The following is a 22,912-nucleotide window of genomic DNA, read 5'->3' as shown; positions in this document are numbered from 1 at the left end:
AATGAAAAAATTTAAATACAAACACCTTTATATTCTAATGTTTGTATCCGTTGGCACTCATGCAAGTAAACCAAATAACCCAGAGAATATTCAATTCCCTTTAGATAAACCATCGATTCAGAAAACAGCTGTTCAACCTGTTGATGATTCAATTGAAAATTTACAGGCATTTGATACATCAAGTTTTGCATTTTTTAACTCAAGTTCGCTTTATGGGCAAAGTAATCGAAATATTAATCTTAAGGATTTTAATGTTAAAAATAGTATTATTGAAGGAATGTACTTTGTTCAACTAAACATAAATCAAAAAAGAATGGCCGATTCAACAGTAACATTTGCAAAACCAAAGAATAAAGATTCTGCAATATTGTGTATTGATCAAGGTTTATTGAATCATCTTGATTTGACTACGGAGGTGATTAAAAACTTACCTTCTGTAAATTGTTTAAATGTTAAAGATATTAGTAGCAGTGCATATTATGAATTTGATGCATCTAAATTAATTTTAAATATTTATATACCTCAAGCATTGCGTACAGAGCATCCAGACGGATATATAAATCCAAAATTATTTGATAAAGGAATAAACTCTTCATTTATTTCTTATAATTATAATACAAATCATAATAATGAAAAAAATACCCAATATTTGAGCTTAAATGGTGGTGTAAACTTGAATGGTTGGTACTTTAGACATCAAGGTAGCTTTGACTCAGAGGATTCTAGTCTAGGAACCTATAGATCAAATGAAAATGTATTACATACAGATATAGTACCAATTTATTCACGATTGAGTTTAGGGCAGTTTAGTACTCAGAATTATCAGCTAGAAAGTTTACCCATTATCGGAGCACAGATTGCTTCAGATCAAACGATGTTGCCGTGGTCACAACAAACTTATTCTCCAGTCATTGAGAATGTTGCGAACTCAAATGCAGTCGTCAAAGTTTATCAAAATGGTATAAAAATATATGAACGTACTGTTCCAGCAGGGCCTTTTAAAATTACGGATTTAGGTTCCGTTGGTAATGGAAATTTGATGGTTGAGATTGTAGAAAATAGTGGTGAAATAAAAACATACACGATGCCTCTACAACAAAATCTTAATTTAATCAAACCTGGTCGGTATAATTATAGTGCTGCTTTAGGACGTTATCATTTATTTAATAAAACAACGGATGAGATTATTTCTCAAGTTAATTATGGATATGGAGTCAGTAATAATTTAACACTTTTAGGAGGGATTAATGCCTCTGAACACTATAAAAGTTTATTGCTTGGTGCGGGTATTAGTTCAGCAATTGGTGGGATGAATTTTAAAGTCAACTCAAGTCAAGCTAACATATTTTCGGAGAAGTACCGTGGGGATCAATTCAATTTTGATTATCGGTATAGCTTTGAAAATAAAGGTCTAAGCCTCTTTTTTAATACTTTGCATCAAAGTAAAAACTATTTAACAGTTTCAAATGCATTATCTAAGCTTAACTTCGATGATTTAAGTGATTCTGAGTACAATAATTATATTTTTACAAATAACTTAAAAGATCAGTTTTCTGTAAACATTATGAAGTCTAATTTTGTAAATAATACGGCTAGCTTTAACTTGAGTTATTCAAATAATAAGTATTGGGATAAGCAAAAAAGTGCGCAACAGTACAACTTAAGTTACAGTAATATTTGGAAAAAATTAAGTTATACTGTGGGATATAGTCAAACAGATTATTCTTCATTCAATACTGATGATAAAACACTTTATATGAGTTTTTCATTACCACTAGATTGGAAAGAAAATCGATTATTTATTAACTCGAATATTCAAAATAGTAGAAATGATCGCAATATAAACACTGCAAATGTGAATGTTTCAGGTACTTTAGGAAATCAAAATAATTTTAACTATGGTCTTGGTTTATCAAATACTTACCAAAATAGTGATGCGGAAACCTCGCTACAAGCTTATGCAAACTATATGCTTCCTAAAATAACGTTAGGCGCTACTGCATATACGTATGATAATCATCAACAATATTCATTATCAGCACGTGGAGCACTTGTTGCTCATCAATTTGGTTTGACGCCAGTAAACTCATTATCTGATACATATACGATTGTCCATGTAGAGAATGGTAAGGGTGCAAAAGTCAATAACGCATGGGGCGTAAAGCTAGATCGTTTTGGGAATGCAATTTATCCGGCAAACTCAGCTTATAGTGAAAATGATATTAGTATAAACCCGCAAGATTTACCAATAGATGTGGTGCTAGATTCAAACCAAATTAAAGTCATTCCAAGAAGATTTAGTTCGACATTAGCAACCTTTAATACGAAGCAAACTTCAAATATTTTGCTGCGAATATCAACTGGAAAAGAGATTAAATTGCCAATTGGAAGTCGTGTCTTAAATCAAAATGGAACTTTTGTTGGGATGTTAGGTCAGTCGAATCAAGTCATACTTGAGAATAGAAATGATATATTTGAACAACCTTTAACGGTCGAATGGGGGAGTGAAATGAATGAAAGTTGTAAAGTTCCATCAATATCGTCACCAAAGACTAAAAAAGATAAGAAAAACTATCAATTTGAAATACTTAGTGTGGAGTGTCATTGATATGAGAAATCCATTACTTTTAAGTTCATTCGTATTATTTTTTTCACTTGATGTAAATGCTTGTAATACGACTGGAACTGAAAATCCTAATTTTACTTTGAGTAATTTGGGTAATTTTAAAACGAATGCGAATAATCAAAGAGTTACTGCAACCACGACCCCTGATCGTTATGGCACAATCATTAATAATTGTAATAATGCAGGATCTAATTCTTTTCAAATTAATGGTACAAGTTTAAGTACATCAGATATCATTAATCTAAATGGTCGTACATATTATAGAGTCAATACTCCACAAACTCCTGTAGCTGCAAGTCCAGCTCAAATTTATATTGCTTTCAGTGTTAAAGATAATCAGGATGCTGCAGCATTGTATCCGGTTAATTCATCTACAACATCATATAACTTATTTACTGGATCTAGCTCGAGTAGAGGTATGCGTTTAGAGCAAGTGAGTGTGTTGATTCGTGGAACGAACTTAACTTCTGGTACATATAGTATGAGTAATATTGTTTTAGGTACCTACACGGCTACAGGTACAAGAACTTCATCAGGAGGAGGAGCTGTAAGTGCAAATAAAAATATTACTATTTCTAATCTAAGCTATACAATTTCGCCATCCACGTGTGTTGTAGATAGTCCTAATATTACCTTACCTTCTATGCGAAGCTCCGATTTTAGCAGTGCTAATCAAATAGGTGGCACTACTAGCTTTACTATTACAGCAAATTGTCCTAATGATGCTGTTAATACGAGCTATTCAGCAACGATCACTGATAATTTTTCATCTGCTAGTAATTTGAATGGAGTATTAACAAATAGTATTTCAGCATCGGCTGGCGGTTCCAACATTAAAATTAAATTAACGGACACTTCAAATAATACGATACCAATAGGGCCATTATTATTAGAAAATAAGTTCACGTTTGGTATGTTAAATAACTCTAAAACTGTAACTAAAAGCCTCCAAGCAGCATATTATGCCGAAACATTGCCTGTAACTGTAGGTTTAGTCAAAAGTGTAGCTGTACTCAATTTAATTTATGACTAAATTTAATTGGTTTATATATTCATTTGATTAATCATTATGTTACAGATAATAATTGTTGCATCTAGCTCCTCGATGAAGCTGCACTAGTTTGTAAGATACGCTTATAAAAGCTTTTCCATCCAAATTTCGCAGGCATGACTATGACCTGTATTACCTTTTGGTTGTTTTAAATGCTCAAATCCTAATTTTTCGTACAATTTTACAGCTTGCCAAAGATCTTTAGTGGTTTCTAAATAGCAAAATTGAAATTTATTTTGTTGTGCAAATTTAAAACCATTTTGCAAAATTTGTTTGGCAAAACCTAAACCGCGAACTTCAGTAAGAAAATACATTTTTTGTATTTCAAGTCTCGTATTATCACCTGTTAAAGGCGATATACCACCACCGCCTAAAACTGTCCCTTGTTCATTTTCAACCACCCAATATTGAGAATGGGGCTGTGAATAAACCTCATAAAGATTGTCTAAAATTGGATCTGCAACAGCAAAACCAGATTCAGCTGCTAAACCAAACTCTTTAGAAACTTGACGAATAATATTAGCAATTTCAGTATTATCTTTGGCTTGAATCAGTCTAATTTGGTACATGTTTATAAAGTAATAAAATCAAAAAGAGATGGATTGTTATAATACGATATTCCGTATAAATCCATCTCTAATAGGGTATTTTATCTTAAAGGATGAAAATTATTTTAATTCACTTGAAGATTTACCCAATTCACGGCGGGCAATAATCAGTTGCTGAATTTGTTGCGTACCTTCAAAAATATCTAAAATTTTAGAATCGCGAGCCCATTTTTCTAATAACTCATCTTCGTTATACCCCACACTTGCTGCAAGTTCGACACATTTTAGTGTGATTTCATTGCAAATACGTCCCGCTTTGGCTTTTGCAATCGATGCTTCACGAGAGTTTGGTTTACGATTGTCTGCCATCCATGTCGCTTTCATGGTGAGTAGGCGAGCAGCTTCCCATTCAGCCTCCATACGATAAATTTGTGCAGCAATATGTGATGTTTGTAAATAAGGTGTGTTGTAGTCTGGATCTAGACTATCTATAAAAATCTCTTTAATCCGCTCTAAAGAGGCTTTAGCACAACCCACTGCCATTGCCGCCACTAATGGGCGAGTGTTGTCAAAGGTTTCCATAACCCCTGCAAAACCTTTGGCAATATCAATTTCAGGATTTCCCAATAAATTTGCAGCTGGAACACGGCAATCAATAAAGCTAATTGCAGCGGTATCCGAAGCTTTAATCCCTAATTTATGCTCTAGTCGTTCCACTTTCATCCCTAGCGTACCTTTAGGTACCACGAATGACTTAATGGCTGCTTTACCCAGTTTTTTATCTAGGGTCGCCCAAACCACAACAGAGTCGGCACGTTCACCGGAAGTGACAAAGATTTTTTCACCATTCAGGATGTAATCATCACCGTCTTTGGTTGCAGTTGTACGTATAGCTGCTGAATCTGAGCCACAACCAGGTTCAGTGATGGCCATTGCTGCCCAAGTGCCTTTAAAGCGCTCCAATTGCTCATCATTGGCAACGGCAGCTATTGCTGAATTACCTAAACCTTGGCGTGGCATAGAGAGTAATAAACCTGTATCGCCATAGCACATTTCAATCACACCCAAAGCGGTGGACATATTGACGCCATTTTTATTGCTTGAATCGGTGTTACCACGTTTATTGACCGCAGCACCCGCATTCATGCCATCGCCACCATCGTTCATACCATCTAATAAAGAAGCCAACATATTTAGTTCTTTGGGATATGCATGTTCTGCTTTGTCATATTTACGTGAAATTGGTCGGAGTACATTTAAGGCGGTTTCGTGTGCTTGGTCCAAAAGTATTTTGAATTTTTTAGGATTTTGTAAATTCATGATTTATATTCCTTTTTTATAATTATGGATTAAGCATGTAAGCCTGAATGTAAAATCGCTGTGGCACGTAAATCACGATACCAACGTTCTACGGGGTGCTCTTTGGTAAAACCATGACCACCCAGTAGTTGTACGCCGTCAGTACCAATTTTCATGGCTTTTTCAGCACACAGTAAACGGGCTAAATAGGCTTCACGATGGAAAGGTTGGCCAGCTTCTGCAAGGCTTGCAGCATTTAAGATCAGCATGCGCATTGCTTCAAGTTCAATGCTCATATCTGCAATCATAAATGCGACACTTTGACGGTGCGAAATAGGTTCACCAAATGCAATTCGTTCATTCGCATATTTTATGCAATATTCTTTTACGGCTTCGCAGGTACCCACAGCCATTGAACACCACATTAAATTACCGAGGTCAAGGAAGGCGGTATAATTAAAATCCTCATCGCCTAAGCGCTCAGCGGGAGTATTTTCAAATTTTAAAGTAACGGTTTCAGCGGCTTTTAAACCCATTGCGGATGATTTTTTAGCGATAATACTTGGGTCACGCTTCACAATGAATACTTCAGCTGATCCATTGAATTCAGCATTGACCAAAAATAAATCTGCGGTTTCACCTAAGATGACTAACGTTTTTTCACCTGAAATTAAATATTGGCCGTTACTTAATGTTGCTTTGGTTTTTAATTTAAATGGATTAAATGCAGGCGTGGCTTCTTGAATGGCAAAAGTTGCGTGTATCTCGGTATCTTCAGCAAAACTACTTAAATATGTGGATTGAATGGCTTCTGAACCCCATTGTGTAATGGCATTAATTACACTAAAAGTCGAAAGTATGCCTGCTGTAAGGGTAAAATCACCTTTTGCTAAACGTTCAGCAATTAAAATATTACTGAGAATGTTTTTTTCTGAAGCAACACCACCTAAAGCCTCTGGTAAGGCATAAAAATTTAATCCAAGGTCTGTAATGTGTTGCCAAAGTTCAGCTGGAAATTTTTCAGCATGGTCTGCATTATGTGCCAAAGGATAAAGTATTTCTGATGCAAATTGATCCATTGCATCAGTCGTCATTTGTTGTTCTTCGGTTAGATTTAAATCAAATAATGATTTTTGTTGATTGGGTAATCGTTGCTTTCCAACTGTAGTATTGGACTTAAATACTTTTTGTGTCGTACTTAATGTTTTAAAGCCAACTTTTGAGCCTTGGTATAACGATTTTTCTACAAACTTTCGAAGTTTCAATTGATCGAGTAGGTCACTGCCTGCCAATTTTGTAATAAATGCTAAGCCTAAGCCTTGAGCCTTGTTTGCCATATTACCCATTTATAATACTCTATGTTTTTTGTATTGGTATGTAATTATCCTGACATGCTCATGGCTAAAAAACCATGTCAAAGCTGACAAACTGATTGACCAAAGATAAATGGTTGTATGACTGATTTTTGTTGTATAAGTTTTTGATTTTTTAATATTTAATAAATAAAAAATATCCTACGGAAGTAGGATATTGACTTGAATGACAATTGGAGCTATTTCGCTAAGCGATTATTGGGGAGTATAAATTATAAAAAAGGCGTGATCATTTTACGGACATTAGTTTTGGCTTCAATGACGGTCATAAAGGTATACGCACCAATAAATTTGCGGCTAATAAACATAAATTCTTTGGGTGGAATACTAAAATAACGTGAAGCCATAGATTTAGATGCACGTTGCATGACGCGGCTATGCAATTGGCTTTTTTTCCAATCATAACGATTTTGCTCATCCATCACGCCTTCAGGTAAATCTGGATTATTGCTTGGCGTGCTAAAGGCTTCAGTTGCCAGTAAGAAGACTTTTGCCATATCAGGTTTAATACTGAGAGGCATTGCATCAAAGAATTCATAACCAGTCATGGCATTGACCATAGCTGCGGCATCATGATCATAACCAGCTTTAATTAAATTACGTGCTACGCTTAAGAGTTGTACATCAAACTGACGAATCGCACCGAAATCTAACAAAATAATCTTATCTTTAATCTCTGCACCGTTTCCGAGGCGAACCAGATAATTTCCAAAATTAGGATCGGTTTGCATTTCACCCCATTCAAAAATTTCACGTACTGCAATTTCAAGAGATGCCTCACCCAATTGATTACGACGTTCTTGAGGGAGTGACAACATAACAGGACTATTAATTGGTACACCACGTTCAAAAGTCATGCAAAGTACTTGGTCAGTACAATATTCATTAATAATTTGTGGCACGGCGTAACGAGAGTCATCATGTAAACGTTCTGCAAAGCGACGAGTCGTGGCGGCTTCAACACGATAATTGACTTCACGATGCATCATTTCTTTGACTTCATCGAACCATTGGTCAAACTCACGAGTTTGTGGAACCATTCGGGTCAACTTAAGCATATTTTTAAATAGACTCATATCTGAATCAATGGCATCGGCGACGCCTGGATACTGCACTTTAAGGACAATTTCCAGACCATCTGATTTACGCGTTGCACGATGTACTTGAGCCAGTGATGCAGTACCAATTGGCTCATGATCAATGGTTAAATCATCTAGTTTTGAACCGAGTTGGCTAACCAATTGTGTTTTGATGGCAGGCCAAGCTAAGGCAACAGTTTGATTGTTAAGTGTATTAAGCGCTTGTGTAATTTCTTCTGGTAAAAAATGTTCGCCATATAATGCCATCATTTGCCCAATCTTAACGATTGAGCCTTTGAGTTTACCAATTTCAGAAACAAGATAATCCGCTTGTTCTTTTAGTACTTTTTTACGTTTTTTTTCTTTTTCTTCTTCACTCGAGAACATAGAACCTGCACTAGAGGCTGCCCAACGTGTACCCGCTAACAATGAAGCTTTAGCAATTGATAAGCGTCGATCCATAGAAGAGGTTTTTAACTGTTTAAGCTTCTGGTTCCGATCTGACATGAAGATTAAATCCTTTAAGCAATACGAGCACATAAATCATAATAATGAATATTACATGGTCTGACCGTATTAAAATAGTTCAACTTACCGATTAATCGGTGAAATTAAAGTCAATGAATCGTATTTAAAGTTTTATATGTGAATAAGTTACATACGGAATTGAATTTTAATCTCTTGGCGATGCATTAAAGTTTGCTTATTGTCATGAATATATTTTGCAATCATTATTTTCACTGCGCTATCCATAAAACCTAAAGCATAACCTTTGACGATAATAATACTAGGTAAACTAAAGAAGAAGTATTTAGCATCCTCAATTGAAGCGGATTCAAATACCCCATGTTCTGTAAGGGTTTGTTGAAAATAATGTTTTTCTGAAACGACAGTTGGAGAAAGTACATCATTCCAGTAATTCTGGCGCATCGCCATTAAGTTATTATGCTTATAGCTCATCGAAACTTTAAATCTTAAAAATGGTGTAAAGTATATAATGATCGTTAAGAGCGAAATCAAGTGGCATAATGTTTTAAAATCAAGCCGTACTATTTTTACATTAACATTGTAAGTTTCAAATATTCGCTATTTACTGGAAAATAAGAAAATCAAGTTTAAATTTCATTACTCAGATATTGGGTGAACAATGTAAGTGTCGTTGAGCATCTAAGGTTTTTAAAACATTTGCTTTGTTATTCCAGATTATTCTTTTAAAATTCACTTGAATGAAAAATTTTCAAGATAAAAATCAGTTTTAAATTTGGGGAAGAGTAATGAATTATAAATTGTGGGGTGCAGCCTTAGGCATTTTTATGCCTACATCAATATTTGCGATGGGGTATAGTTCAGAATATGCCTCATGTATGAATTCGGGTGGGTCAAGTCAGAGTTATATTGCAGCGTGTATGCAGGATGAATTGAAACAACAAGATCAACGGGTAAAATCTTATTTTAATGTATTGTTAACGCAATATGACGCTGCTAATGAAAGAAAGGCTCAGAAAGAATTGCAAAAACAATGGTTTGATTTGCGTGATGAGCGTTGTGCTGAAAAAAATAAATCAGAATCAATCGGGCATAAATCTAGATATTATAATTGTGCTTTAAAAATGACAGTACAACAAGCCAATATTTTAGAACAAAAAACCTATCGTTATCGTTAGTTGTTGCTGAATTGATGCTAACGAAAGCATTATAAATATAAGCAAAACAAGGTATCATAAAGCGTTTAAAATATTGACCTTGGAGAAGCCTTAAGTGGATCAACTGACTATTAGCCCTGAACATTTACAGGAAGCCGCTGAAAATTTGACAACCATTCGCGATTTTATTCGCTTTGGTGTTTCAGCATTACGTCAATACGATGCACATTTAGGCCAAGGTACTGAAGACTTTTTTGCTGAAAGCTCTGCCTTGGTTTTACAAACACTGGCATTGGATTGGAGTGCAAATCCAGATATTTTAGATGCGAAATTACTACCAAGTGAAAAAGCTGAATTTATTAGCCTGCTTGAACGTCGTATTAATGAAAAAGTACCAACGTCGTATTTGTTGAATCTCGCGTATTTCTGTGACAAACCTTATTACGTTGACGAACGTGTGTTAATTCCACGCTCACCAATTGCTGAACTGATCCAAAACCGCTTTGCGCCGTATTTTTTAGATGAAAATAGTCAAGCGCGTGAAGCTACAAATAATTTACCTGAAAATGCTCATCCGAAAATGCCGCGTCGTATTTTAGATATGTGCACAGGTTCAGGTTGTATTGCGATTGCTTTGGCATATGCGTTCCCAGAGTCAGAAGTTGATGCTACTGATATTTCTAAAGAAGCTTTAGAAGTGGCAAACATTAATGCTGAACATCACAACATGCAGTATCAAGTTGCATGGATGGAATCAGATCTATTCGCTAAAATTCCGCCTGAAAATCAATATGATTTAATTGTATCTAATCCTCCATATGTGGATGCCGAAGATATGGCTGATCTTCCAGCTGAGTTTTTACATGAGCCTGAGTTGGCATTAGCAGCGGGGCAGGATGGTTTAGATCTTGTACGTAAAATGTTAGCGCAAGCCGCAGATTATTTGACTGAAGATGGTTTAATTATCATTGAAGTGGGGAATTCTGAGTGGGCGATGAAGCAAAACTTTAATATGATTGATTTCCACTGGTTAAAATTCCAAAAAGGTGGTTCGGGTATTTTTGCTTTAACTGCTGAGCAATGCCGAAAGTATCGTGATTTATTTGTAGAATCTGTTCAAGCATAAGGAGTTGTGAACATGGCTGGTAATAGTATTGGACAACTCTTCCGTGTAACGACTTGTGGTGAATCTCATGGCGTCGGCCTCATGGCGATTGTCGATGGTGTTCCGCCTGGGATCGAACTGTGTGAAGCAGATTTACAAAAAGACTTAGATCGCCGTAAACCGGGAACTTCTAAATTTGCGACTCAGCGTAAAGAACCAGATGAAGTGGAAATTATTTCTGGTGTGTTCGAGGGTAAAACCACAGGCACATCGATTGGTCTGCTGATTCGGAATACTGATCAAAAATCGAAAGATTATGGCAATATTGCACAAACTTTCCGACCAGGACATGCTGATTATACTTATACCCAAAAGTATGGTTTTCGTGATTACCGTGGTGGTGGTCGTTCTAGTGCCCGTGAAACGGCAATGCGTGTTGCTGCCGGTGGTATTGCGAAAAAGTATCTTTTTGAGAAATTTGGTATTGTTATTCGTGGTCATGTCACCCAAATTGGAACTGAAAAAACCAATACATTAGATTGGAATGAAGTACCGAATAATCCATTTTTCTGTGGTGATGTGGAAGCTGTTTCTCGTTTTGAAGCCCTTGTGACCTCTCTGCGTGAACAAGGTACCAGTTGTGGTGCCAAGCTTGAGATTGTGGCAGAAAAAGTGCCCGTTGGTTGGGGTGAGCCAGTCTTTGACCGTTTAGATGCTGACATTGCACATGCCATGATGAGTATTAATGCGGTAAAAGGTGTTGAAATTGGTGATGGTTTTGCTGTTGCCGCACAGTTTGGTCATGAAACCCGTGATGAGTTAACCACGGATGGCTTTTTAGCCAATCACGCGGGAGGAATACTCGGGGGGATTTCTAGCGGTCAAACAATTCGAGTTGCTATTGCGTTGAAACCAACAGCAAGTATTACTACACCAGGTAAAACGATTACAATTAATCGTGAAGATGCCGATGTGCTGACTAAAGGTCGTCATGACCCATGTGTGGGTGTTCGTGCAACACCAATTGCAGAAGCGATGCTCGCTATTGTACTGATGGATCATTTTATGCGTCATCGAGCGCAGAATGCAGATGTTATTGCGCCATTTAATCCAATTGAACCGAAATAATGATATCACTCTAAATAAAAACCAGACTTAATGTCTGGTTTTTATTTATTTAGGCTCTAAAACTACTGAGGCATTTGTCCTGTATAACCTTTCAGGAAACTTACATAAGCAGAAGACTTTTGACCATTGGCCTTAAGAATAGGGCGGTTAATTTCGCCTTTATCTGTTACAAGTTTAAGGTTAATTTCCTTACCATCACGAAATGAATTTAAGAAACTGACTGGTACGTGAATTGAATTTGTCGAGGTTTTTAAATGACCTGTTGTAGTATAAGCTGTTGGTGATATGGTTGAATATGCATAAGGTTGACCATCTACCAAGAAAACTAATTGTTTAATATCAAATTGTTCAGGATTATTAATTTCAGTTGTAATCTTGAAACCATTTCGTGTTTCTTCATTCCAGCGCATTGCAAGTTCTGGACAAACTTCATCCGCTTCACAAATTAATGGACCTTTTGTGATGACTTTTAAAGGTTGTGAGCTAGCGCAACCTGTTAAGATTACGAAGGCTGAGATAAGAGCGATTTGGATTTTCATATAGAACCTTTATTTTTAAGAATGTTATTGCTTTGTAAATAATACGTTTAAATTTACCTTTTTATATCTAAAAATGAAACAATGAATAATCATTAACCCGTTGTAAAATTGTATTGATTTGAAAAATAATCATAAGAGTCTAGGCTTATTCGTTTCTTTCTAATGGGAAAAATAATAGCCATTCTAATTTATAAATGTTCACAATATTTAGTATTTACTCAATCATCAGTTACTCAATTGTCTAAGTAGATTAAGCCGATTTTAAGGCGTTGGCGTTGAACTATCAATATAACGTTAGTTCGAGTTTTCTGATGAACGAAATTTTAAAAAATACATTGGTGAAAGTTCCTCAAATTACGGGGCTATTTTGGATAACAAAAATTTTTGCCACAACATTCGGTGAAACGGCAGGTGATGCATTGTCAATGTCTTTGAACCTAGGTTATTTATTAAGTACCACTATTTTTGCTTTTATTTTTATCGTATTTTTATATTTACAAATTTCAAGTAAAACATATAAGCCAGCCTTATATTGGGCAACTATTATTGCCAGTACGACAGTTGGAACCACCTTAGCTGATTTTGTCGATCGCTCATTAGGGATAGGCTATGTTGGTGGTAGTACAATTCTATTGGCGTTGGTACTTGGTTCATTATTGATTTGGTATAAGTCAGAAGGTTCAATTTCTCCACATAGTGTGAATCGCCCTCGTGTCGAAGTTTTCTATTGGTTAACCATTACCTTTTCACAAACGTTAGGTACTGCATTAGGTGATTGGTCTGCAGATACAGCGGGCTTGGGTTATACGGGGGGGATATATCTTTATGGTAGTTTAATTCTACTGATTTTAGCATTGTATCTGTGGACGAATATTTCTAGAACCTTATTGTTTTGGGTTGTCTTTGTTTTAACACGGCCTTTAGGCGCTGTGGTTGGAGATTTTCTAGATAAACCTATTGACCATGGTGGTTTAGCTTTGAGTCGATTTACTGCATCGTTCATTTTACTGGTGTTAATTACAATTTGTGTCGGTTTATCAAATCGAGTACCGAAAAAGTAGGCAACTGATCTTGAGAATTAAAGTACACGCTATTTGAAAGATCTGTACCACTTTTATAAAGGGCAAGATGAAGTGACTTTATGTCGTTCATCAATCTGCTGAGAGTTAATTTTAGCTACTAAAATTATTTGCTGACTTATTTTTTAGTATTATTTGTAGGAATATTATGCAAAGTGGAGCATTTAATTCTTTTATAGAACTAAAAAGATGATATAAATAAAAATAAAGTGTATGTGAAAAAGGAGTGTGAACCATGAAAACAACAGTTAAATATGTTGTCTTAAAAAGTAAAGAATATCAGCTTGGTACACCATTATTTGAAGAGACACTTGATGTTGGGAGTCAGTATTTTGATGAAATTCCTTCCGTTATTCATTATCAAAACCATGATTTTAAAGTGAAGTCTAAAGAGTTAACGCGTAAGCAAATTTTTGATGATTTTGAAGAGTCACAAACGATTTTGATTAAAGTGATCGCCATTCATGAGTAAATAATATTTATTATTATGAAAGTTAATAAAACCCACATTTCGTGGGTTTTATATTCACGAGCTCAGACTTTATTGTTTAATCACCAGCACAGGAATATGCGTATTCCCTAAAACATCTTGTGCAAAACTACCGAGAAGAAACTTTTTAAAGCCTTTACGACCATGTGAACCCATCACAATCAGATCTGTGCCTAACTTTTCAGCAGTCTCGGAAATAGTTTCGGCAAAAACTGGACCTTTAATCACTTGCGTATTGATGCTGATCCCGACTTCAGAACCAATAGTCTTGACTTTTTCTAGTGCTTCTTCAGCACTTTTATAGGCCTCAAGAATATAATCTTTTAGCATATCTGGACTGTAATAAAAATCTGCAGCTGAAAATGGGTCTTCTGATACGATACTAATCGCCGTTAATTGACTACCGAGTGCTTTGGCAATTTCGGCTGCATGCTTAGCAGCTGAGAGTGAAATTTCTGAACCATCAATGGGAACTAAAATATTTTGGTATGACATGGTCAATATCCTGCATGATTAAGAATAAAATTTAAGCTAATTTAGTTTGATTGTTTGACGATGAGTATGGGGATAGGACTAATCGTGAGTACTTCTTGAGCCACGCTACCTAAAAACAGTTTTTTCAAGCCTGTACGACCATGAGAGCCCATAACGATAAGATCTACATTAATTTCATCCGCAATATTTAAAATTCCTGTCGCTGTCGGAACTTCTCGAATGATTTTAGTATCAACATCAATACCGTGATGGCTTAGAGTTTCTTGAATATCTTTTAAGCGGCCTTCGGCATTGGCTTCTGCTTCAAGAATGTATTGGGTAACAGCAGGAGCGACCTTATAAAAATCTACGCCTGTAAATGGATCTAATGCAATTACACTCATGACCGTAACTTTACTACCAAAGGCTTTCGCAAGTTTTTCAGCATGTTCAATCGCTGCATAAGAGATAGGAGAGTCATCAACTGGAATTAAAATATGTTTATATGACATGGTTTTTATCCTTTGCGTATCGTATTTAATTCTTATGCTTATTGATAACACATCATGATGCAGCTCGCAATTTGAATTCATTAACATTTTTGATGCATTTGTAGGAGTTATTAGGGTAATAAAAATAACCATAATAAATTTATGGTATTTTGCTGTAATTTAGCATGAATGGTGAGGTGGCTTTACTGTTATAGTATCGTTAGTGGGAGAGAATTTGCGCTATGAGTCTTAATTATCAATATTTGTATACTTGTTTTCATGTGTTTGGTTCCTTGCCGACGCATAAAGTTTTTAAGAGTGAAACCAGCAATAAATCGAAATTAGTTTTTGCCGATAATTCGTTTATCTATGGCTTAGTATCAGATTGGACGGTGAATAATACTGATTTTTACAGTGGCAAGCCGACTTGGGAACAAGAGTCAGAACTTTTTTTAAAAAAAGAATTAACAATATTAAGCGTATATCGCTCTAGTCATCCTTATTTTAAAACTGAAATGACAGTTTAGTCAGCTTAATAAGTACCTATATTAATTTTATTATTCTTCGTAAGTCGTGATTCTTAAAAAAACCAACAAAGCGTGGGTTTTTTTAAGAATGTATATCATATTATTGTGTATGTTTTACAATTAACACAGGTACATGGCTTAATGTCAGTACATCTTGAGCAATGCTACCTAAAGCTAATTTTTTAAAACCTGTACGCCCATGTGAACCCATGACAATTAAATCAACATTTAACTCATCTGCTAGCTCGCTAATTGCATGACTTTCAGATAGATTTCCAAGAATTTTAGTCTCGGTATCAATCCCTTTGTTGGTAAATTTAAGTTTTAAAGCGGTTAATATATTCTTTGCGTGTTCTTCTGCTTCGGAATAGTAATCCATTGAACGAGGTGCTTTTCCATAGAAACTAATACTACTTAAAGGATCCATAGAAACAACGCTGACTAGCGTAACTTTACTTTGCAGTGCTTTTGCTAAGATCATTGCTTGTTCAGCTGCGGCAAGCGATACAGCAGATTCATCAACAGCAACAAGAATGTGTTGGTAATTCATGAGATTTCCCTCTTATTACCAGATTCTTTATCTTCTTTAAATATAGCATTACTCACATCTAGTGTACGGTAGATTTTGTGTGAGTTTATTGTTTTATTAGGCAAAAAATGAATTATTTTGTGGTATAAGTCGCTTATTTAATAGATTCTAAAACTGCTCAAGAAATCGATCTTTATATATTTAAAATATCTCAGAATTAAAATAATTTACCGAATGTTAAAAAAAGTCATTGAGTGATCGTGTAGTTTTTGTTTAAAATACGATTGAGACGCATTATCTTTAAAATGTGCAAGCTTTATAATTAAAAATGAAAATGAGGCAGGTATGAATTTATCTAATCAAAAACATGTTGTAGAACAAGTATATTATTACTTAATAGAACGACCAGAATACAGAGACTTAAGCCAGCATGAGAAATTGAAAGCTTTTTTGGATGTAATGAAAGATAAGGATTCGGAAAGAATCGTGATGGAAAATCATTCTACCTATATTGGCTCATTTGGTGGTATTGTAAGGAAAATTAATGGTATGAAAGCGCCAGAGTTTACCAATAAAGATGATTTCTTAGCGTGGGCATTAGGACAGGTGAATTAATTTACCTTGAGAGTCATAGTTAATTTTATCTTAGAAATAGATCATATATTTTATATTTAAAAGTAATGAGATCTCGTTACTTTTAAGCTATAAATATAAAGTATGTATTTATCATATATCGATCTAAAAAAGTCCGTACAGTGCTACGGACTTTTTATGGTTAATTAAGTTAAAACAAATAGCGATTGCTTTATTTTATAAAAATAAAAAGAGTGTGTTCTTTAAGCAGATTACAATAAAATTAATCAATGAAAGTTATTCTGTAGTTTTTGATCATGCTGAATGTATGAGAGAAAGTAGTCTTGATAGGTGAGTAGTGTTACGCAAATTATTTATTTTGTGATAAGGAGTATCCAAGTAGTTGATGGAATATCACATTTTTTGTTATTACAATATATAATCATAGTCAAACATAAATTAGAACTGAGTGACGAACAAGTAAGGGTTTTCATGTTAGTCAGGCGAACTCATCATTTTAGTCACTCTAGTATTTAATTTTTAGATATTAATTCGTTCATTATATTATTTAGAATAGGAAGCCTTTAATATGAAAAAAATTGCAGTGCTGATTCTTAGTTGTTTTGTAATAACAGGTTGTGCAACAACACAAAAAACAGAAGACGTTGAAACTAAAGGTTTGTTAATTTGTAAACCCAATGAACTTTGTCCAATCGTGACTGTCATTTGGAATCAAGACCGAAAAGATATTCTTAAAGTTAGGGTTAGTTTAAATGACATTTATAATAAGTATGAAATTGAAAAAGTAACATTTGAAAATGGGAAAAAATCTTATGCTTTCGATATGATTGGAAAAACTGAACAAGATTTTGCTTTTGGAGCCAATAGATCACGTAATATTTTTGTCGCGCCAGTTGGTTTGATGAATGACTTAAGTGGATCAAATCAAATAACAATGAATATTTATACTGATAAAGGTGTGATTTCTCGTTATGTATATAAAGATGGGAAAAAAGCATCTATATATGAACAATTTATGAGTGTTTATAAATAATATTATTTCTACTAGTTTTTCTATGAAAACCATCCAATGAGGTGGTTTTCAAATACCTATTAAAAATTAAGTAGATTGATACTTTTGATTAGTTATTAAGGCTTTTCATAAGTACCAATAGATCCGAGCATCAGTTACTTTAATTCACAAATATTTCTATGCAATTTTCTAGTAATGAGTTTCTTACGATTGAATTAAGAAATTATCAGCAGTAATTTGAGTCTTAACCATATTTTTTAATGCAATTTTAGATAATACTTTTGCTGACATAAAGTAAAACCCTTTATTTATAGTCTCAATTGTTTTGGATAGAATCCTTGGAAGATGATTGGAATTTATAACTTGTTGACCAAGTAACTAACGTGCCATTTTCCACACAGGTAAACTGCATTCTACCACCCATATGTTGCATTGGAAGTGGTCATCCTAAGAATAAATAATCCCATAGAGAGTATTGTACAACTGTCACAACTTCTTTTAATGAACCAGAAAGAAAGCTAATTTTCGGATTGCATTTTTACCGTACGAAGAGTGTGAATCACCTTGTTTTAATTAATTCTGTACTTAAAACAATTGGGACTTTCTTGTAGCTTTCAAGACCAGTAAAAATATCGAATACTTTCTCAGGCGGTAACTTAACTTTTATTTCTGATTTTTTTCATCGATTTGAATTATTTTTATTATTATCAGTTCTTTTTAGGAACTTATAATGACATAAATATTTTAACAAATATCATTTAAGGTCAACTGAGATAACATATCAATATATTTAAATTAATTTGATATTTGGGTCAAAGTAGGTCAAGCGATGTTGCATAGGTTGGTTAATCAGTGGAAGTCTAAAAGACTTACTTAAGAAATCCTTCAAGTTAAGGATAATTTTGATTAACTATTAATCCTGAAGTAGTGAGTCATTGTAGAGAGAGTTTTCTGAGTGACAACTTATTCTAAGCCACATAACTTAACATTGAATGAGCTAATAGGAATTATGTCGGGAAGACAGATTTATAAGGTAACTAATATTAGGGTAGCTATGTGTCTCATTGCACTTGAGTTGACTGCCTGTGGAGATGAAAGTAATAATCAACTATTTCAATAGTTCCTCTCCAAGAGGTAATGGGAAATTGATTGTGCGCAATATACTTCCTGTAGATAATTTTCATCATATGATTCTGAATATTTAAAAAGACACTTTGAAGATGTCTTTTTAAATATTAATTTTTGGCTATTTACCGAATAATGCAGAAGTATACTTTGGGGCAATAGCACTGTGTTTGCCACGTTCATTGTAGTAACGATCGACATGACATGTCTTTGTATTGGTATCACAGAAAATACCATTCTCAAATGTAAACTGAGTCTTATCAAATTCGCCTTGAGAAAAAATGCGATCAGCTTGTTTTTGACCTAGATATTTGATGGTCAATTCTTTAGAAACACCTTCTGAATTTGCACAAATATACTTGTCGCACAAAACCTTTTTTTCTGGATTTTTTAAATCTATTTCCATTGTACTGTTTGGTTGTTTTGAAGAGAATGATTGACATCCCATCAATACTAAAACCATAAATGATAAGCTTAATAATGTTTTCAAATTATCTCCTTAAAAATAAGTTGCGTAATAGATAGTTGCTACTATACATCGATCTTAAAAGTAGAGGTATTCATCTAGATATTTTAAAAGCTGTTCTTTTAAATCAAATACTATTTTATCAGCACTGTCTTTCTCTGCTTGGGTCTGAAGTATCAATCTGCTAAATAACAAGTAAACTAAATTCTAGCTAATAAAATCAGCTCTAGACCGAAGGTTAAGGTAATCAGATATGGAATGTTGAGAGAAAAGTGAGGTTGTTAACCATATAATTGAGCCAATTTTAATTTTCTGAATGAATATTATTTCCTTGTTTTTATTCATGTAATTAGGATTACCTTTATCTATAAATTATTTTTAATTCAGATTTTATGAAACTAACGCAATACAGCTTATGCAAAAATCTTGAAAATTTATTATAAGCATCAATATTGTAATTGAAGCCATTACAGCAATCAGCGCACTGTAATGGCTTCATTTTTAGATATTGCTAAAATGATGGAAAGTTTCTTAATTTATAGTTGTTGGGGTCACTTTAGGATTCGTTATTTAAGCTGTATAAAACTAGCGCAGAAAAATAAAAGAAATTAAAAAACACAATAAATCTAGTAGTTGTTGATGGTTTATATCAAAAAATAGGATCGGTTTCATCTGTTCCGATAGAGATTATATATACATTATTTTATCAATATTCTATTTTTAAAATTATAATACATTAAGTCTTGGGTGATTGATGGTTGAAAGAGAAATGCTTTATTCGTTGGAATGACGGTGGTTGGTAGTTTTGGGGAATTAGTTACGCTATAAATAGGTAAGAGGTTCATATTTTCAAATAAATGGATATTGTGTAAGTTGAGAGTGTAAAAAAAGCACCTTAAAGGTGCTTTTTTCTATTTGAATCATCTATTTAGAATAGATATAATTCAAATTATAGAACAACGATGTTAGTCGCTGTAGGGCCTTTTTGACCTTGACCAACAGTAAATTCTACTTGCTGACCTTCAAGCAAAGTTTTGAAACCTGAGCTTGAGATTTCGCTGAAATGAGCAAAAACGTCTGGACCTGATTCTTGTTGAATGAAACCAAAACCTTTAGTTTCGTTGAACCACTTAACAGTACCTTTAACAGTGTTAGACATAATAATATCCTAATAATCTAAAAAATTTGGGTCTATTGACCAATAGTTAACATGGAAATAGAGTGGAACATAAAATCTGAAAAACGAAGGATTATGAATAAAACTGCGAAAATACTATAAGATTTACTGAAACAAAACTATTTTGTAGTCAGGCGTTATAATACATGAAATAAATAAATATACAAACTATTAATTTAGTTTTTTATGTAATTTATGATTTTTCAGATTTTCTTTTATTTTACTCAGTAAATTTTGAGTGTTGCTAGTAATCTACTTACCAAGGATTCCAGCATGATTTGTCTTCTTTCATGTATTGCACTCTGCTCAGTCATTATTTCCTATTTAGGGCTTTAACTGATGCCGAGTATTATTTTGATATGCTTAAATTGGATTTTTTATAAATCAGTTGCATATAAGTACCTTAGCAGTCTAAATTTAGAAAAAAATAAGGCTTTATATCTAAAGTGAACGCAAAGTAGGTTTAGTCAATGTTTATTACAACATCCGTGCCACAAGATCGGCAAATTTTACAATTAGTTCCAATCTTGACTCAAGCTAGTCAGATTTTGTTAGATGAGTACCAAAATTACTGTGCAGGAAGCGAGTTTAATATTGATAAAAAAGATGATCATTCTCCTGTGACACAAGCAGATTTAAAAGTAAATGCATATTTGCTTGAACAACTGGCGATCATTACACCAGATATTCCTGTGATTTCGGAAGAAAGTGATTATTCAAAGCGTCATGAATGGAATGTCTGCTGGATGCTGGATCCTTTGGATGGTACTAAAGAGTTTATTCATCAGCGTGATGAATTCACTATTAATTTAAGTCTGATCCAAGATCATCAAACCGTATTGTCTATTATTGTTGTTCCTACAAAAAAAAATATGTATCTGGGGTATTTAACTGAATTGCCCTATAAGTATACATTTAGAGAAAAAACTTGGGAGCGGTATAGTGGAGGAAATGCTATGGCTTCAGAGCCGATTCAAGTTGGATTGAGTCATAGTAGTAACAACCCTAAATATCAGCAATATATTACTTATCTTGAACAATACCATCCAGTAACTCGTCGTGAAGCAGGTAGCGCTTATAAGTTTTGTATGATGCTTGAGGGGGAAATTGACATTTATCCGCGTTTTCATCCAACTTCAGAATGGGATACCAGTTCAGGACAAGGTTTGTTGGAAAGTATTGGTGGGGGATTGGTGAGTTTAGAGTTGGCACCATTTAGCTACAATCAACGAGATACTGTGTTAAATAAAGGTTTTATTGCATTTCGAGATCAAGTAAGTCAAAAAATTGCTGTTGATGCTTTAAGCAACATGATGTTGTGAGATTGTGTGTCTCTTTCTACCTGTTTATAGTAGGGATGCATTTGAAATATTAGATTGAGTTGATATGGCACTTGAGTTATTGCCTAAAAGTATGCTGAAAGCAATTGATTTATTGCCTGATGCTAAGACACCTGTGACTTTATTTACACGTCATTCGATACGTGAAATCGTGAATGGTCAGGGATTGGCGGGCTATGATTTACAACTTACATCACAAGGGCGCGATTTAGCGCAAGCTTGGGGTGCTTATTTGATTAATCATACGGATCGTATTATTCAGCATTGTATTTCAAGTCCTATTCAACGTTGTGTCGATACTGCGGCTCTGATGATTCAAGGTGCCGACTATATTTCTCTTGAAAATAATACTCATCATATTGAAATTGTCGAAAAGGGCTTATTGGTTGAACCAGGTAGCTTTGTTTTAGATATTAAGCAAGCGGCACCTTATTTTCGTCAACAGGGGGCATTGGGTTTTATCAATAGTTTTATAAATAATGCTTTGCCGGGAATGAAACATCCTATTCATGGTGTAGTGGATGTATTAGAGCTAATCTATGATACACACCCAAAAAATGTCAATGGATTAAGTCTTGCAGTAAGTCACGATACTATTTTGGCTGCAATTATTGCTGTGATTTCTGGGCGTAATCAAATTGATCGGAAGGATTGGCCTGAAATGATGGAGGGTTTATTTGTTTGGTTTGAGGGTGAAAGTTTCATTGAGAGTCATTTAAAGTGGATTTGGCGTGGACAGGTCAATGAACTTTCTATTCGTGAGTTTCAAAAATTAGAAAAATAATGAATATTTTATCTAACGTTATTTCAGCTTCAAAGAAAGAAGAGTAGGGCATTTGAAGCTAGGTTAAAAAAATAATAGGTTATAACTATCGACTAGCTACAAAGGGCCTTGATAGATCTGAATAATAAAAAATACCTGCATGAAATATGAAATATGTGAAATTTTTTTATAAAAATGATTAAAAAATAGAATAAAAATGCAGTTTTTTAGCGAAATGGTAGAAAAAACCACCATTTGAATAAATTAATTAAAGAAAGGGGTTGCGTAGGAAATTTTTTCCCCTATAATGCGTATCCATCGGCGGTGATGTTAAACAAAACCTCTGATAAATCAATAAGTTGATTGAGTTGTTAAGATTTCTGAATGAGATTTTAAAGTTTGATTAAAAAATGATTTATTAGAAAATAAGTTAAACAAAACCAGTTGACTTTCT

General features: G+C 34.2%; 23 protein-coding genes. 12 read left to right on the top strand and 11 right to left on the bottom strand.

All coding sequences use genetic code 11. From position 1 onward, the window contains the following. The first annotated feature begins 1 nt into the window (after position 1). Both B9T27_RS06175 and B9T27_RS06170 read left to right on the top strand, forming a co-directional pair. Positions 2-2,608: a fimbria/pilus outer membrane usher protein gene (locus B9T27_RS06175; protein ID WP_086205982.1), complete on the top strand. Its 2,607-nt coding sequence runs from the start codon at positions 2-4 to the stop codon at positions 2,606-2,608. A gap of 1 nt (position 2,609) precedes the next feature. Further along, the gene (locus tag B9T27_RS06170; protein WP_086205981.1) at positions 2,610-3,659 is read left to right on the top strand and encodes a fimbrial protein; all 1,050 of its coding nucleotides are present in this window, start codon (positions 2,610-2,612) and stop codon (positions 3,657-3,659) included. A 101-nt stretch (positions 3,660-3,760) separates the two neighbouring features. Here B9T27_RS06170 and B9T27_RS06165 read toward each other — a convergent pair whose 3' ends face one another. From B9T27_RS06165 to B9T27_RS06145, 5 genes are all read right to left on the bottom strand, one after another. Continuing rightward, positions 3,761-4,246, bottom strand: coding sequence for a GNAT family N-acetyltransferase (locus B9T27_RS06165; RefSeq protein ID WP_086205980.1), 486 nt, complete (start codon positions 4,244-4,246; stop codon positions 3,761-3,763). 99 nt (positions 4,247-4,345) lie between these two features. Then, positions 4,346-5,545 carry an acyl-CoA dehydrogenase family protein gene (locus B9T27_RS06160; RefSeq protein WP_086205979.1) on the bottom strand — a complete coding sequence of 400 codons (1,200 nt, stop codon included), beginning with the start codon at positions 5,543-5,545 and terminating at the stop codon, positions 4,346-4,348. A gap of 29 nt (positions 5,546-5,574) precedes the next feature. After that, on the bottom strand, positions 5,575-6,870 hold the full coding sequence (locus B9T27_RS06155) for an acyl-CoA dehydrogenase family protein (protein ID WP_086205978.1): 1,296 nt from the start codon (positions 6,868-6,870) through the stop codon (positions 5,575-5,577). Between the two features lie 239 nt (positions 6,871-7,109). Next, positions 7,110-8,483: an ABC1 kinase family protein gene (locus tag B9T27_RS06150; protein ID WP_086205977.1), complete on the bottom strand. Its 1,374-nt coding sequence runs from the start codon at positions 8,481-8,483 to the stop codon at positions 7,110-7,112. 147 nt (positions 8,484-8,630) lie between these two features. Further along, the gene (locus B9T27_RS06145; RefSeq protein ID WP_086205976.1) at positions 8,631-8,936 is read right to left on the bottom strand and encodes a hypothetical protein; all 306 of its coding nucleotides are present in this window, start codon (positions 8,934-8,936) and stop codon (positions 8,631-8,633) included. Positions 8,937-9,250: 314 nt separating this feature from the next. On the opposite strand from B9T27_RS06145, the gene B9T27_RS06140 reads away from it, so the two are divergent. The 3 genes from B9T27_RS06140 (at position 9,251) to aroC (ending at position 11,852) form a co-directional block, all read left to right on the top strand. Next, entirely contained in the window at positions 9,251-9,640 is a 390-nt protein-coding gene (locus B9T27_RS06140) for a lysozyme inhibitor LprI family protein (protein WP_086205975.1), read from the top strand. 94 nt (positions 9,641-9,734) lie between these two features. Further along, positions 9,735-10,745, top strand: coding sequence for a 50S ribosomal protein L3 N(5)-glutamine methyltransferase (gene prmB / locus B9T27_RS06135; protein ID WP_086205974.1), 1,011 nt, complete (start codon positions 9,735-9,737; stop codon positions 10,743-10,745). A gap of 12 nt (positions 10,746-10,757) precedes the next feature. Further along, positions 10,758-11,852: a chorismate synthase gene (gene aroC, locus B9T27_RS06130; protein WP_086205973.1), complete on the top strand. Its 1,095-nt coding sequence runs from the start codon at positions 10,758-10,760 to the stop codon at positions 11,850-11,852. Positions 11,853-11,914: 62 nt separating this feature from the next. Here aroC and B9T27_RS06125 read toward each other — a convergent pair whose 3' ends face one another. Beyond that, positions 11,915-12,391 (bottom strand): hypothetical protein, encoded by a 477-nt coding sequence (locus tag B9T27_RS06125; RefSeq protein WP_086205972.1) that lies wholly within the window; start codon positions 12,389-12,391, stop codon positions 11,915-11,917. A 311-nt stretch (positions 12,392-12,702) separates the two neighbouring features. Here B9T27_RS06125 and B9T27_RS06120 point away from each other — a divergent pair, with 311 nt between their 5' ends. Then, positions 12,703-13,452 carry a hypothetical protein gene (locus tag B9T27_RS06120; protein ID WP_086205971.1) on the top strand — a complete coding sequence of 250 codons (750 nt, stop codon included), beginning with the start codon at positions 12,703-12,705 and terminating at the stop codon, positions 13,450-13,452. Positions 13,453-13,705: 253 nt separating this feature from the next. Further along, positions 13,706-13,942: a hypothetical protein gene (locus tag B9T27_RS06115; protein ID WP_086205970.1), complete on the top strand. Its 237-nt coding sequence runs from the start codon at positions 13,706-13,708 to the stop codon at positions 13,940-13,942. Between the two features lie 69 nt (positions 13,943-14,011). On the opposite strand, the gene B9T27_RS06110 is transcribed toward B9T27_RS06115, so the two are convergent. Next, on the bottom strand, positions 14,012-14,455 hold the full coding sequence (locus tag B9T27_RS06110) for a universal stress protein (protein WP_086205969.1): 444 nt from the start codon (positions 14,453-14,455) through the stop codon (positions 14,012-14,014). A 41-nt stretch (positions 14,456-14,496) separates the two neighbouring features. After that, complete coding sequence (locus tag B9T27_RS06105) at positions 14,497-14,946, bottom strand: universal stress protein (RefSeq protein ID WP_086205968.1); 450 nt, start codon at positions 14,944-14,946, stop codon at positions 14,497-14,499. 221 nt (positions 14,947-15,167) lie between these two features. On the opposite strand from B9T27_RS06105, the gene B9T27_RS06100 reads away from it, so the two are divergent. Then, positions 15,168-15,452: a hypothetical protein gene (locus B9T27_RS06100; protein ID WP_086205967.1), complete on the top strand. Its 285-nt coding sequence runs from the start codon at positions 15,168-15,170 to the stop codon at positions 15,450-15,452. Positions 15,453-15,552: 100 nt separating this feature from the next. On the opposite strand, the gene B9T27_RS06095 is transcribed toward B9T27_RS06100, so the two are convergent. Continuing rightward, positions 15,553-16,002, bottom strand: coding sequence for a universal stress protein (locus B9T27_RS06095; protein ID WP_086205966.1), 450 nt, complete (start codon positions 16,000-16,002; stop codon positions 15,553-15,555). A gap of 324 nt (positions 16,003-16,326) precedes the next feature. Between B9T27_RS06095 and B9T27_RS06090 the strand changes: the two genes are divergently transcribed. Both B9T27_RS06090 and B9T27_RS06085 read left to right on the top strand, forming a co-directional pair. Continuing rightward, positions 16,327-16,596, top strand: a complete 270-nt coding sequence (locus tag B9T27_RS06090) for a hypothetical protein (protein WP_086205965.1) — start codon at positions 16,327-16,329, stop codon at positions 16,594-16,596. 547 nt (positions 16,597-17,143) lie between these two features. Then, entirely contained in the window at positions 17,144-17,608 is a 465-nt protein-coding gene (locus B9T27_RS06085) for a hypothetical protein (protein ID WP_086205964.1), read from the top strand. Between the two features lie 1,225 nt (positions 17,609-18,833). Here the strand turns inward: B9T27_RS06085 and B9T27_RS06080 are convergent. Next, the gene (locus tag B9T27_RS06080; protein ID WP_416224390.1) at positions 18,834-19,202 is read right to left on the bottom strand and encodes a YcgJ family protein; all 369 of its coding nucleotides are present in this window, start codon (positions 19,200-19,202) and stop codon (positions 18,834-18,836) included. A 925-nt stretch (positions 19,203-20,127) separates the two neighbouring features. Then, on the bottom strand, positions 20,128-20,337 hold the full coding sequence (locus tag B9T27_RS06075) for a cold-shock protein (RefSeq protein ID WP_143222566.1): 210 nt from the start codon (positions 20,335-20,337) through the stop codon (positions 20,128-20,130). 488 nt (positions 20,338-20,825) lie between these two features. Between B9T27_RS06075 and B9T27_RS06070 the strand changes: the two genes are divergently transcribed. After that, positions 20,826-21,677 (top strand): 3'(2'),5'-bisphosphate nucleotidase CysQ family protein, encoded by an 852-nt coding sequence (locus tag B9T27_RS06070; protein WP_086205962.1) that lies wholly within the window; start codon positions 20,826-20,828, stop codon positions 21,675-21,677. Positions 21,678-21,741: 64 nt separating this feature from the next. Further along, the gene (locus B9T27_RS06065; protein WP_086205961.1) at positions 21,742-22,479 is read left to right on the top strand and encodes a histidine phosphatase family protein; all 738 of its coding nucleotides are present in this window, start codon (positions 21,742-21,744) and stop codon (positions 22,477-22,479) included. Positions 22,480-22,912 lie beyond the last annotated feature (433 nt).

Origin of the sequence: Acinetobacter sp. ANC 4648 (genome assembly GCF_002135345.1) — a bacterium.
GTDB lineage: Bacteria > Pseudomonadota > Gammaproteobacteria > Pseudomonadales > Moraxellaceae > Acinetobacter.
This window is presented reverse-complemented; position numbering and strand designations above follow the sequence as displayed.